Here is a 13,445-nt window from a genome sequence, read left to right as displayed (position 1 = left end):
TATAATTTGGATAAACTAATAATCAAAAGATGAGTACGAATTAGGCATTTCCGACACCTTATGAAATGAAAAAGAGCGAATTGGAAAAACAATGGGTTTTCTAATTCGCTCTTTTTTTGGATTGGTTAATACTTAGTAGGAAGGATTAAAATTGTGCGGATATGATTAAAACTTGTGTAGATAATCCTGTGTGTATGAGGAAACATTTTGTGCGGATAAAGTGTTTTACTTGTGTATAGATTCAATCTTGTGTGGATAGTGTATCAACTTGAGAGGACGAGGAATTACTTTGTACGGATAAAGTGTTTACTTGTGTGTATAGGTTTTAGCCTCGTGCGGATAGCGTATCAACTAGTGTAGATAAGGATTCAGCTTGTGCAAATAGTGTATCAACTTGTGCGGAAAAGATATTAACTTGTCTGGATATTATCCAAATATATAAAAAAAGGACTGTCTATTTCACAGTCCTCTAATTTGATTAATCAATGCGGCAAACGGATAGCGGACAGTTTTCGCAACATATTTCTTTCTTCAAATACTCTAAATTGTGAATGGTAATGATGCTTTTATCAAATGAAATAACTCCTTGTTTTTTTAGATCATTCAGCATACGATTCACCATTTCTCGACTTGTGGAGCAAAGATTGGCAAGATCCGAATTCGTTAAATTGAAATCAATGTAAAGATCGTTGTTTTCATTCAATTTGCCGTAAGTATTGGCAAGTCGAATGAGGGTTGAGTAAAGAGCTCCTTTTTTACCGTGCATCACTAAATCCCGTAAAATACTTTGGGTTTTCAGATGTTCATTTTGTAGCCATTTAATATATTCAATCATTAATGTCGGTTGCTCAGTTAAAAGCATTTCTAATGAATCTTTTTTCATGGACAAAAGTTCAGTATTCATCATTGCTTTAGCAGTCATTGTATGATTGATAGGAGGACCAAAAACAGAACATTCACCGATCATGGAGTTAGGACCGCAAATTCTTAGCGTCAATTCTTTACCGCTTTCTGTTTCTTTGCTTAATTGTACGGCTCCTTTTTGAATAAGATAAAGTTCTTCTGCATTTTCACCTTCCTGGAAGATTTGATTTCCTTTATCTATTTTCAATAACAGACCATGTTCTGCAAATAGCGAATTGAAATTCATAGGAACCATATCGACTAAGACCATGCTATTCATCACATCCTTAATAATGATGTTAATTTGTCGGTTCCATTCAACGACACACATTTAAACTTATATATATAATACCACATTAATCTACTGTTTTTTTTGAATAATTTTGGAGATATTTTTTGCATTTCCATAATCGTAATCTTATAATCAAGTTAGTCAAAGAAGGTCAAACATATAAGAAGGTGATTGGATGCAATTACAACAGGAAGATAATCAAAGTGCATTAGAAAAATTCGGACGCAATTTAAATGAAGAAGTAAAAAAAGGGAAAATTGATCCTGTTATTGGCCGCGACGAAGAAATTCGAAATGTGATTCGTATTTTATCCAGAAAAACGAAAAATAATCCAGTGTTAATTGGAGAACCTGGCGTTGGGAAAACCGCAATCGTTGAAGGGCTGGCTCAACGAATTGTTCGTAAAGATGTGCCAGAAGGATTGAAAGATTGTATTCTTTGGGAATTAGATATGAGTTCATTAATTGCTGGTGCTAGTTTCCGTGGTCAATTTGAGGAACGTTTAAAAAGCGTGTTAAAAGAAATTCGTGAATCAGAAGGGCGCATCATTTTGTTTATTGATGAGATTCATACGATTGTTGGTGCAGGTAAAGCAGAAGGTTCAATGGATGCTGGGAATATTTTGAAGCCAATGCTTGCTCGTGGTGAACTTTATTGTATCGGGGCGACTACGTTAGATGAATATCGTAAATATATTGAAAAAGATCCAGCTTTAGAACGAAGATTTCAACAAGTGATGGTGAGAGAACCTTCTGTTGAAGATACGATTTCGATATTGAGGGGCTTAAAAGAACGTTTTGAATTGCATCATGGAGTAAGAATTCATGACCGTGCGATAATAGCTGCTTCTCAACTTTCAAATCGCTATATTACAGATCGCTTTTTACCGGACAAAGCCATTGATTTAATTGATGAAGCTTGCGCAATGATTCGTACAGAAATCGATTCCATGCCCCAAGAATTGGATGATGTGACTCGCCGCGTGATGCAACTGGAAATAGAAGAGCAGGCGTTAATGAAAGAAAAGGACGAGGCGAGTAAAAAACGTTTAGAAGCCCTTAGAATAGAATTACAACAACTAAAAGATGAACAAAAAGAATTAAAAAAGAAATGGCAATTCGAAAAAGAAGGTTTGGAGCAACTGCAAACAAAAAGGGCATTATTGGATGAGTACCGCCGTCAGTTTGAAGATGCACAGAGCAGGCAAGATTTGAATAAATTGGCGGAACTCCAATACGGAAAAATTCCTGCTGTGGAAAAGGAAATCAAACAATTAGAAAAAACTTTAGCCAATGCTTCAGAAAATCGGATTTTAAGAGAAGAAGTTACGGCAGAAGAAATTGCAACAATTGTTTCTCGATGGACTGGAATTCCAGTTACAAAATTAGTGGAAGGTGAACGGGAAAAATTATTGCGTTTAAAAGATACTCTCCATGAAAGAGTCGTTGGTCAAGATGAAGCGGTGAAACTCGTAACAGAAGCTGTATGGCGTGCACGTGCTGGCATTAAAGATCCTTACCGTCCAATCGGTTCCTTCATTTTCCTTGGTCCAACTGGAGTAGGGAAAACGGAGCTTGCAAAAGCATTGGCCGCACAATTATTTGATTCAGAAGATCATTTTATTCGCATTGATATGAGCGAATATATGGAAAAACATAGTGTATCACGATTAGTTGGTGCACCTCCAGGGTATGTTGGCTATGAAGAGGGCGGACAATTGACAGAAGCGGTACGTCGCAATCCATATTCTGTTATTTTATTAGATGAAATTGAAAAAGCCCATCCAGATGTGGCGAATATTTTGCTTCAAATTTTAGATGATGGTCGGATTACGGATAGCCAAGGGCGTCTTGTAAACTTTACGAATACGGTTATCATTATGACATCCAATATAGGTTCTCAGTATTTATTGGAAGCAGGCTCTCATGTTGACGAAGAGGTTGAAAATGTTGTAATGAGAGAACTTCGAAAACATTTCAAGCCAGAATTGTTAAACCGGATAGACGATATTATTTTATTCCATGCATTGACGGATGAACACTTTACTACAATCGCCTGGAAATACATTAAACAATTGCAACAACGAGTAGCTGAAAATGAAATTACGCTAATCGTGGATGATGAAGTGGTAAATTGGGTTGTAGAAAACGGTATTGACCCACAATTTGGTGCAAGACCATTAAAACGATTTGTGCAACGACATGTTGAAACGGCTGTGGCAAGAGAGTTGTTAAAGGGAGAAATTCTTCCAGGCGAGATGATGAGGGTTTCATTACTAGAAGGTCAATTAGTAGTAGCAAAAGGTGAATAAAGTACGTGTGAAAACGGCTAGAGCTCTTTTTGCTCAGCCGTTTTTTTAAAATAGGCGAAAATAAAATGGATTTTGATTAATAAAGCAAATCTAAGCTTCTCATTTTGATTGTTTGGCTAATAAGTTCTTAAGTTTGACTAATATCTTCCTCAGGTTGACTAATATCAGTTCGAGTTGGTTAATAAAGCAAATCATAGTTCCCTCATTTTATTTGCTTGGCTAATAAGTTCTTAAGTTTGACTAATATCTTCCTGAGGTTGACTAATATCAGTTCGATTTTGACTAATAAAGCAAATCACAGTTCTCCCATTTTGTTTGCTTGGCTAATAAATTCCACAGATTGACTAATATCTTCCTTAGGTTGACTAATATCAGTTCAATTTTGACTAATAAAGTAAATCTCTGTCCCCCCATTTTGTTTGCTTGGCTAATAAGTTCCAAAGAATGACTAATATCTTCCCCAAGTTGACTATTATCAGTTCGATTTTGACTAATAAAGTAAATCGCAGCCTCTCATTTTGATTGTTTGACTAATAAGTTCCATAGAATGTCTAATATCCACTTCAGGTTGACTATTATGAGTTCGATATTGACCAATATACTCAAATCTTGGAAGTATCCACCTGTTTATCTATTCCTTGGCTATTATGTTCAAGCGAATACCTATACCGATAATTGCATAAATTAATAGTTAGAAAAATAAAAAACGAATGGGAAAGTTAGGAGTCCCATTCGTTAATTTTTTTGTGCTTGTCAAAGCTGTTGAATAGATTATTGTTGATCTGCTTTAAGTTCTTTTGGAGATTCGCTAGGAATAATCGCAGCTACAACCCAAACGAGTACTGTGAAAATAACAGCAACTACTAAAGTTGTAACAAAGTCAAAAACTGTAATTCCTAAAATAGAACCAACTACGTAGCTTAACATAGAAATTAACAAAATTCCCCAAATGAATGACATAATATATTGCATTTCGTTTCACCTCTATCGAACTTTAATTACTAGTATATACTTTGCTCATCTTAATAATCATAACATAGTACGACAAAAATGAACAATAAACTTTTCGTACAAACAAATTTTTCTGTTGTGAATTTCATTATTATGGTCTATAATTAAGACCAACTACTAATCGCAAGTATTAAATTGGGGGTTAAATACCATGAATGCAGGAATACTAGGATTAGGAAAATATGTTCCTGAAAAGATTGTAACGAATTTTGATTTAGAGAAAATTTTAGATACAAATGATGAATGGATTCGTACGCGTACAGGAATTCAAGAAAGAAGAATTGCTCGTGAAGATGAAGATTCCTCAGATATGGCATTTGAAGCGGCAAAAGAAGCTCTTGAAAACTCTGGGATTTCACCTGAACAAATTGGATTGATTTTAGTAGCAACCGTTACTCCGGACCGTGCTTTTCCAAGTGTTGCTTGTCAATTGCAAGAACGATTAGGAGCTAGCAATGCGGCTGCAATGGACATTTCAGCTGCCTGCTCTGGTTTTATTTATGCTCTTGCAACAGCGAAATTGTATGTGGAAAGCAACAGTTATGATTACGTTTTAGTTGTTGGTGCAGAAAAATTATCAAAAATTACGGATTGGAAAGATCGGAATACTGCTGTACTATTTGGTGATGGAGCAAGCGCTGCAGTTGTTGGTAAAGTATCAGAGGGCAGAGGAATTTTAGCATTTGAATTAGGTGCAGATGGAACTGGCGGAAAATATTTGAAGATGAACGACGAAGATTTCATCTATATGAACGGACGTGAAGTATTTAAATTTGCTGTGCGTCAAATGGGGGCAACAGCATTATCCGTTATTGAAAAGGCTGGATTATCAAAAGAAGATGTTGACTTCTTAGTTCCGCATCAAGCAAACATTCGCATTATGGAAGCAGCAAGAGAAAGATTAGAGCTAGATGAAGATAAACTATCAAAACGCATCCATAAATACGGTAACACATCATCTTCTTCAATCGGTCTTGCTTTAAAAGATGAACTTGATGAAGGAAAAATTAAAGATGATGATATAGTCGTTTTAGTTGGATTTGGTGGAGGACTCACTTGGGGCGGCGCCGTAATAAAATGGGGAAAATAATAGATTTTCATATTCCAGTTATAGTAATTTATAAGTATAGTAAATCCTAAGGGGGTACTAGAGATACATGAAAAGGAGAGTAGTGATTACCGGTATAGGTGCTGTTACACCACTAGGTAATACAGTAGATGAAACCTGGTCAGCAATTAAAGAAGGGAAATCCGGCATTGGGCCGTTAACAAGAGTCGAAGCAGAATTATTCCCAGCTAAAGTTGCTGCTGAAGTAAAAGATTTTGATATTGAACAATATATTGATCGAAAAGAAGCAAGAAAGATGGACCGTTTCACTCATTACGCGCTTGCTTCTGCATTGATGGCAGTAAAAGATGCAGATTTAGTAATTAATGAAGAAAATGCTAACCGCGTTGGTGTTTGGATTGGTTCTGGAATCGGTGGGATGGAAACGTATGAACAACAATTTGAAGTGTTCCAAAAACGTGGTGCCCGCCGAGTAAGTCCATTTTTCGTTCCAATGATGATTCCAGATATGGCAAGTGGGCAAGTTTCGATTTATTTAGGAGCAAAAGGTCCAAATGCTTGTACTGTAACTGCATGTGCTTCTGGAACAAACTCTATTGGTGATGCTTTTAAAGTGATTCAGCGCGGCGATGCAGATGTCATGATTACGGGAGGAACGGAAGCTCCAATCGTAAAAATGGCTGTTGCTGGATTCTGTTCAAGCACTGCGCTTTCGCTAAACACAGATCCAGCTACGGCATCCCGTCCATTCGATAAAGAACGCGATGGATTTGTTATGGGTGAAGGTGCAGGTATTCTTGTATTAGAAGAGTATGAACATGCAAAAGCTCGCGGTGCAAAAATTTATGCGGAAATCGTTGGATACGGTGCAACTGGTGATGCTTATCATATTACAGCTCCAGCGCCAAATGGTGAAGGTGCTGCCCGCGCTATCCAGCAAGCTATTGAAGATGCGGGTATTGATCCTACAGAAATAGGATATATCAATGCTCATGGAACAAGTACACCATACAATGACTTATATGAAACAATGGCTGTCAAAACTGTCTTTGGAGACCATGCATATAAATTAGCTATGAGTTCAACAAAATCCATGACAGGTCACTTGCTTGGTGCAGCGGGTGGTATTGAAGCAATCTTTACAGCATTAGCATTAAAAGAAGGAATTTTACCACCTACAATTAACTTGCATAATCCAGATCCTGAGTGTGACCTTGATTATGTACCAAATGAAGCTCGTAAAGCAGATATTCAATATGCTATGAGCAATTCCTTAGGATTTGGTGGACATAATGCAAGCCTTGTATTCAAAAAAATAGAAGAATAAAAAAATTGTCGATAAGTAAAATGCGTTTAGCTCAAAGCTAAACGCATTTTTACTTAATTTGATGAATAATAAGAGTAGTAAAGGATGGTGGCTTGATATTTCGATTTATGCTGTTTTTATTCAGCTATGGCATTTGCGTTATTTCGGTAAGCAATCTTCTTTTATACTTAAACTATCGGACGCTTGGTTATTCTTGGCGCGCAGTCTTTTTTTATATTTTAGGTTCTCCTGAATTGTATTTAATGATCATATCATTAGTAATATTATTTATCGTGATATTCGACCTATTCCCATCGCGATTTCCATTTTCTTAACGGTTTCGTTTGCAATGGCATTGGCTTTTTCTGCACCTTCATCTAAGATTTTATCTAATTCTTCTGAATCGATAAGTTCGTTGAATCGTTCTTGAATGGGCGTTAAATGTTCAATTAAGCAAGTAGCAACTCCTTCTTTAAAGGCACCGTATCCAAGGCCTTCGTATTTTTTTACAACCTCATCAATGGATTTATTTGTTACTGCTGCTTCAATTGTAAGTAAGTTGGAGATACCTGGTTTCTTTTCTTCGTCGAAAGCGACAACACCATCTGAATCTGTAACGGCTGATTTAATTTTTTTCATGATTTCTTTAGGTGTATCTAATAAGCGAATTGTCGCTTTTGTATTTGGGTCGGACTTGCTCATTTTTTTCGTCGGGTCTTGCAATGACTTAATGCGAGCTCCTGCTTTTGGTAATTGAATTTCTGGAATTTTAAATACTTCACCATATCGTTTATTGAATCGTTCTGCCAAATCACGAGTCAATTCAATATGTTGTTTTTGGTCTTCTCCAACAGGAACGATATCCGTATTATATAATAGGATATCAGCAGCCATTAACGGTGGATAAGTTAATAGACCAACAGAAACGAATTCTTTTCCTTCCTTTGCTGATTTATCTTTAAATTGAGTCATTCTTTCGAGCTCACCAATGGATGAAATACATTGTAACATCCAGCCAGCTTTTGTATGAGCAGGTACTTCCGATTGAATAAATAACGTTGCTTTTTTCGGATCAATGCCCGTTGCAAGATATGTAGCAGCAAGGGTGCGAATGTTTTGTCGCAATTCTTTTGGATCTTGTGGAACGGTAATGGCATGTTGGTCTACTATACAGTAAATGGCATTTCCTTCATCTTGAAGTGCAGGGAATTGCATAAATGCTCCGATATAGTTCCCCAATGTAATAACTCCAGTTGGTTGTACTCCTGAAAAAATAGTCTTCATTAACACTACCTCCTATTTTTATCCATAAAAAAACATCAAACGACCAATACAAATTGTATTGGGACGAATGATGTATATCCGCGGTACCACCCAGTTTGCCTTAAACGGCCACTCTCGATTCTTCGTAACGTGAAGTGTACGAGCTTTACTACTCACTTTCGTAAAGCCAACTCGAAAGTCCATTCCATTTGCTCTGCGATCTGTTTTCACCTACCACAGACTCTCTAAACGCAGAAATCAAATGTACTACTCTTCGTCATCGTTGTTCAATGTATATATTCGGTAAATTATGAGTGAATTATAAAGTAATTCAAAGGAAAAATCAAACGTGAAAAATTTTTCATTTTGGAATGAGATGAAAAAGATTTGGGTAGTATGGTAATAGGAAAATGTAAGGAAATTTTATTAATAAATATAGAAATTCTCGATTGTCGTTATCTAATTGAGAAAATGAATTGGAAGATAAAGGAGGGGAGAAAATACAACTTTAGTAGGAAATTTTATGTTAATTGTGAAAAAAAGCTAAGATTCACGAATGTTTTTTTAAATTTATCATATGAATATGTGAATTTTTCAATTATCCTATATTCAAAAGAAAAAGAATGTTGTATAATTGATACAGAATTTAAAATGATATTAATTCTAAATAAATAATAAAGCATAGATGCCTTTGATTTATATATAGAAGGGAAGTGTAACAATGATTGTAACATTATTTACATCACCTAGTTGTACATCATGTAGAAAAGCGAAAGCTTGGCTAGAGCAACATGATATTCCATATAGAGAACGAAATATTTTTTCAGAACCGCTAACAATTAGTGAAATTAAAGAAATATTACGAATGACAGAGGATGGAACTGACGAAATTATTTCTACACGCTCTAAAGTATTCCAAAAGTTAAACGTTGATGTGGAAAGTTTACCTTTACAAAAATTATATGAATTAATCCAAGAGCATCCAGGATTACTCCGAAGACCAATTATTTTAGATGAGAAGCGTCTGCAAGTTGGTTACAATGAAGATGAAATCCGTCGATTTTTACCTCGAAAAGTACGTGCTTATCAATTAATGGAAGCCCAAAAAATGGTCAATTAATCATATAATGTAGTGAAAAAGTGTAAATTCAGTCAACGTTTGTTTGACTTGTTTACGCTTTTTTTATTGCATTTTTATTATGAATTCCTTCATAAAGAAAATTCATCCTTTTTTCACTTAATACTTGATTTAATTGATATTGTCATCTACAATTTTGAATAATTCAAATAATTTTATTTGAAGGGTGTTTTTCCTTTTCATTTTCTATTAGTTCATCATACAATAGAATCATAGAATGAAACATAAATATTCATTAAGCGTTTTGTTCTGTATACCAAAGGAAGTAAAGGGGAAAGGCACTAAAGAATTGGGGTGTATTTTACTCCGATTCAAACATACTAAGTACACGCTTTCGGTTTTTCAACCAATGACTGTGAAGGGAGTTGAAGTCTCATGGACATCGAACGCGTAAATGAAAATACAATAAAGCTCTTTATCACATATCGTGATATTGAGGATCGCGGTTATAGCCGTGAAGAAATATGGTATAACAGAGCAAAAGGCGAAGAGTTATTTTGGGATATGATTGGTGAAATTAACACAGAAGAATATTTCGATTTAGATGGCCCAATTTGGATACACGTGAATGCTTCAGAACAAGGTTTAGAAGTAATCGTCACACGTGCCAATGTAAATGATTCAGATCCAAGCTCTCTGTTCTCTAATTTTGATGAACATCATGAAGCTACAGTTAACCATAAAGACCCGTTCAATCCCTTCGAAGATGATGATGTGTTAAATCATGAAGGAATTGCGAACATGTCATTATATAAATTCAAGGATATCGACGAAATTATTCCAGTAGCAAATCGATTAGTGGAGTACGGCTTGCACACTTCTTTATATAAATATGAAAATTATTACTATATTGCCATCGATTTTGCTGGTGTGAATGATAGTGCAACTCGTCAAAATATACGCTCGATTTTAAATGAATATTTAACAAGTTCAAAAATGACAATATATCGTTTAAAAGAGTACGGTACAGCGATCATGGAAGAAGATTGCTTGGAAACAATTGTTCATTACTTTAATTAAATGTGCCTAGGTGTAGGCACTTTTTTTTATGTTAATATTTTGAATTTCAGTTAATCTCCCCCTTGAAAAATATATCTTTTTGTATGCTCTTGTCAATCCTAAAATTCTACCATAAAATGGTGTGAAAAGGGGGGGTTTTGTGCTTGTAGCAATTACAGAAAATCAAGAACGATTTGTGATTGATTCCACAATTCCTCATACAACATTAAAACGCCTTAGAGAAGAAAGACAATTCTATTGCCCACAATGTGGTGAAAAACTCCAATTGAAAATTGGAACCGTTAAAATGCCTCACTTTGCTCACATTTCAATAAGTCATTGCGAGTCTTATTTTTCTGAAGGTGAAACAATACAACATCTCCAAGGAAAAGAACAGCTGTTTCAACTTTTTCGATATCTTCAAATTCCCGTATTGCTAGAGCCTTATATAGCTGAACTAAATCAACGACCAGATCTGCTAATAAATTTAAATGGATATCAGTATGCAATCGAATTCCAATGTAGTCCAATAAAGCATCAACGATTTCTTGAGCGAAATAGCGGTTACAATCAAAAAAATATCCAACCTATTTGGATTGCATTGACTCCTGTTCAAAAAATAAAAGAAAATGGCTTACAAAAAATTACCCTTCCCCATCAACTCCAACAATTTATTACTAGCGAAAAGAAAGCAAAATATTTAATGACATATAATCCAAATACAAAGCAATTTTTGTATATATCTAACCTCATTCATTTAAAGGGAATTAGTTATTTATCAAAAATTAGTCCTCTCCCACTATTAAAACAAAAATTCCCATTTTATATACCGAGGCCTTTTACAGAAAAGGAATTTTCCAATGTATTAAATGCATACCATAATTTTATCAATCAATTTTTAAAATCAAGGGTATTATTTAGCCGAAAAGGTGTAAATGATTTATTTTTGAGAAGTGTTTATGAGCTGCGAATAGACCTTTATCAATTTCCAATATTTTTAGGGATTCCTATTTGCGGAAATGAAGCATTTCATGTATGTGCAATAGAATGGCAAACTGAACTAATGTATTTTATTCATTTATTGGGAATTAAGGTACATGCAATCAATCAAAAAGTAATAATTGACTTTTTACGATGGTCAAAGCGGGCATGTACGAGTGAGGCTATACAAGTTGTTAATCGATATGTAGAACTTCTCAAAGATTTGTCTGTGGAAGATATGATGAGCACAGTGAAGGAAGAACAATTAGAGGAATTGCTATATAGGCAATTTCTTGCAACAAGAGGAAAATATTGAGAAAATATGATTGTGAAAAAAATTTATCATTACGGGGGCATTGACATGGCAAAAAAATTATTAACACGTGATGAAGTGCCTGTCGAATTGACTTGGGATTTATCAACAATTTTCCCTTCAGACGAGGCATGGGAGGAAGAATTTAAACAGATTGAGCAATTAATTTCAGAAGCAGAAAAGTATAAAGGGAAAGCAACAGAAAGCGCAAAAAGTTTATATGAAACATTGCAATTTAGCGACAAAATTTCTGAGCGCTTCGGGAAATTATACGTATATAGTCATTTGAAACACGATGAAGATACGACGAAAAGCAAATATCAAGGGATGGAAAGCCGTGCACGTTCTCTAGGAGCAAAGATTAATGCGGCATGGTCTTTCTTAACTCCTGAAATTTTAACTTTATCGGAAGAACAAATACAACAATATTTAGAAGAATACGAACCGTTGCGTCTATATGAGCAAATGTTTAAAGAATTAAATTTACAGCGCCCACATGTATTATCGGCCGATAAAGAAGCTATATTAGCACAATTTTCAGAAGTGACAAGCTCTCCGGGTACTACTTTCAGCGCTTTGAATAATGCAGATTTAGAGTTTCCAACTATCAAGAATGAAGATGGCGAGGAAGTACAACTGACTCATGGAAACTACATCACATTTTTAGAAAGTGAAGATCGTGAAGTAAGAAAAAATGCTTTTAAAGCGATGTATGATACGTACGGCAAGTATATTAATACTTTTGCTTCCACATTAGCAGGCAACGTAAAATCACATAATGTTTATGCAAGAATCCGGAACTACGATTCTGCTCGTCATCGCGCATTAGCAGGCAACCATATACCTGAAAAGGTCTATGATCAATTAATTGAAACGATACACGAATACTTACCAGCACTTCACCGCTATGTATCATTGCGTAAAAAAGTGCTCGATGTGGATGAATTGCACATGTATGATTTATTCGTACCTCTTGTGAAAAAAGTGAAAATGGATATGCCTTATGAAAAAGCAAAAGATATTATGGTGAAAAGCTTTGCTCCATTAGGGGAAGAATATCAAACTATCGTCCAAGAAGGATTAAATAGCCGCTGGGTAGATGTAATGGAGAATAAAGGAAAACGAAGCGGAGCATATTCTTCAGGGACATACGGCACGAATCCGTACGTATTAATGAACTGGCAAAATAATATTGATAATTTATTTACGTTAGCCCATGAATTTGGACATAGTATGCATAGTTACTATACTCGGAAAAATCAACCGTATCCTTATGCGGATTACTCCATTTTCGTGGCGGAAGTAGCTTCTACATGTAACGAGGAGCTTTTATTCGATTATTTATTAAAAACGACGGAAGATAAACAAGTGAAAGTTTACTTGCTCAATCATTGGCTCGATAGTTTCAGAAGTACGGTTTATCGCCAAACAATGTTTGCTGAATTTGAACATATGATTCATGAAATGGATCGAAATGGTGAGGCGCTTACTGCTGAACATCTTACAGAAATTTATTATGATTTAAATAAACAATATTTTGGCGATGAAATGACGGTAGATGAAGAAATTGGCTTAGAATGGGCGAGAATACCACACTTCTATTACAATTACTATGTATATCAATATGCAACAGGACAAAGTGCAGCAGTTGCTTTAAGCCGTCAAATTTTAGAAGAAGGACGTCCTGCAGTAGATCGCTATATTAACAACTTCTTAAAAGCGGGATGTTCTGATTTCCCAATTGAAGTATTGCGAAAAGCTGGTGTAGATATGGAATCAAGAGAACCAATCGCTCAAGCTTGCAAAGTATTTGAAGAAAAACTCAATGAATTAGAATCACTGTTATTGAAATAGTGAAA

10 protein-coding genes and 1 other annotated feature are annotated in these 13,445 nt (G+C 35.3%); of the genes, 7 read left to right on the top strand and 3 right to left on the bottom strand.

Annotated features, from left to right (window positions below; translation table 11 throughout):
• Positions 1-478: 478 nt before the first annotated feature.
• On the bottom strand, positions 479-1,174 hold the full coding sequence (locus NSQ18_RS03670) for a Crp/Fnr family transcriptional regulator (protein ID WP_096550511.1): 696 nt from the start codon (positions 1,172-1,174) through the stop codon (positions 479-481).
• Between the two features lie 196 nt (positions 1,175-1,370).
• Between NSQ18_RS03670 and NSQ18_RS03665 the strand changes: the two genes are divergently transcribed.
• Positions 1,371-3,506, top strand: a complete 2,136-nt coding sequence (locus NSQ18_RS03665; RefSeq protein WP_339289003.1) for an AAA family ATPase — start codon at positions 1,371-1,373, stop codon at positions 3,504-3,506.
• Between the two features lie 771 nt (positions 3,507-4,277).
• On the opposite strand, the gene NSQ18_RS03660 is transcribed toward NSQ18_RS03665, so the two are convergent.
• A complete protein-coding gene (locus tag NSQ18_RS03660; protein WP_016838218.1) occupies positions 4,278-4,478 on the bottom strand; it encodes a DUF2929 family protein in 201 nt (66 codons plus the stop codon).
• A gap of 190 nt (positions 4,479-4,668) precedes the next feature.
• On the opposite strand from NSQ18_RS03660, the gene NSQ18_RS03655 reads away from it, so the two are divergent.
• Positions 4,669-5,607: a beta-ketoacyl-ACP synthase III gene (locus NSQ18_RS03655; RefSeq protein ID WP_016838219.1), complete on the top strand. Its 939-nt coding sequence runs from the start codon at positions 4,669-4,671 to the stop codon at positions 5,605-5,607.
• Between the two features lie 67 nt (positions 5,608-5,674).
• A complete protein-coding gene (gene fabF, locus NSQ18_RS03650; RefSeq protein ID WP_016838220.1) occupies positions 5,675-6,913 on the top strand; it encodes a beta-ketoacyl-ACP synthase II in 1,239 nt (412 codons plus the stop codon).
• Between the two features lie 267 nt (positions 6,914-7,180).
• Here the strand turns inward: fabF and trpS are convergent, their stop codons facing one another.
• Entirely contained in the window at positions 7,181-8,176 is a 996-nt protein-coding gene (trpS, locus tag NSQ18_RS03645; RefSeq protein ID WP_016838221.1) for a tryptophan--tRNA ligase, read from the bottom strand.
• Between the two features lie 56 nt (positions 8,177-8,232).
• Positions 8,233-8,445, bottom strand: a binding site (T-box leader).
• A gap of 434 nt (positions 8,446-8,879) precedes the next feature.
• Between trpS and spxA the strand changes: the two genes are divergently transcribed.
• The 4 genes from spxA to pepF all read left to right on the top strand — a co-directional run bounded on the left by spxA (position 8,880) and on the right by pepF (position 13,440).
• On the top strand, positions 8,880-9,275 hold the full coding sequence (gene spxA, locus NSQ18_RS03640; protein WP_172597913.1) for a transcriptional regulator SpxA: 396 nt from the start codon (positions 8,880-8,882) through the stop codon (positions 9,273-9,275).
• Positions 9,276-9,668: 393 nt separating this feature from the next.
• Positions 9,669-10,313, top strand: coding sequence for an adaptor protein MecA (mecA, locus tag NSQ18_RS03635; protein ID WP_016838227.1), 645 nt, complete (start codon positions 9,669-9,671; stop codon positions 10,311-10,313).
• Between the two features lie 139 nt (positions 10,314-10,452).
• Positions 10,453-11,589 carry a competence protein CoiA family protein gene (locus tag NSQ18_RS03630; RefSeq protein WP_168412432.1) on the top strand — a complete coding sequence of 379 codons (1,137 nt, stop codon included), beginning with the start codon at positions 10,453-10,455 and terminating at the stop codon, positions 11,587-11,589.
• A gap of 45 nt (positions 11,590-11,634) precedes the next feature.
• On the top strand, positions 11,635-13,440 hold the full coding sequence (gene pepF / locus NSQ18_RS03625; protein ID WP_339289001.1) for an oligoendopeptidase F: 1,806 nt from the start codon (positions 11,635-11,637) through the stop codon (positions 13,438-13,440).
• The last annotated feature ends 5 nt before the right edge of the window (positions 13,441-13,445 follow it).

It is taken from the genome of Ureibacillus sp. FSL K6-0786, from assembly GCF_037965165.1.
GTDB lineage: Bacteria > Bacillota > Bacilli > Bacillales_A > Planococcaceae > Ureibacillus > Ureibacillus thermosphaericus.
This window is presented reverse-complemented; position numbering and strand designations above follow the sequence as displayed.

Excerpts from the sequence above, each read along its gene's own strand:
- NSQ18_RS03670 (WP_096550511.1), bottom strand. The coding sequence starts at position 1,174 with ATGGTCTTAGTCGATATGGTTCCTATGAATTTCAATTCGCTATTTGCA.
- pepF (WP_339289001.1), top strand. The coding sequence starts at position 11,635 with ATGGCAAAAAAATTATTAACACGTGATGAAGTGCCTGTCGAATTGACT.
- trpS (WP_016838221.1), bottom strand. The coding sequence starts at position 8,176 with ATGAAGACTATTTTTTCAGGAGTACAACCAACTGGAGTTATTACATTG.
- NSQ18_RS03655 (WP_016838219.1), top strand. The coding sequence starts at position 4,669 with ATGAATGCAGGAATACTAGGATTAGGAAAATATGTTCCTGAAAAGATT.
- NSQ18_RS03660 (WP_016838218.1), bottom strand. The coding sequence starts at position 4,478 with ATGCAATATATTATGTCATTCATTTGGGGAATTTTGTTAATTTCTATG.
- NSQ18_RS03665 (WP_339289003.1), top strand. The coding sequence starts at position 1,371 with ATGCAATTACAACAGGAAGATAATCAAAGTGCATTAGAAAAATTCGGA.
- mecA (WP_016838227.1), top strand. The coding sequence starts at position 9,669 with ATGGACATCGAACGCGTAAATGAAAATACAATAAAGCTCTTTATCACA.
- fabF (WP_016838220.1), top strand. The coding sequence starts at position 5,675 with ATGAAAAGGAGAGTAGTGATTACCGGTATAGGTGCTGTTACACCACTA.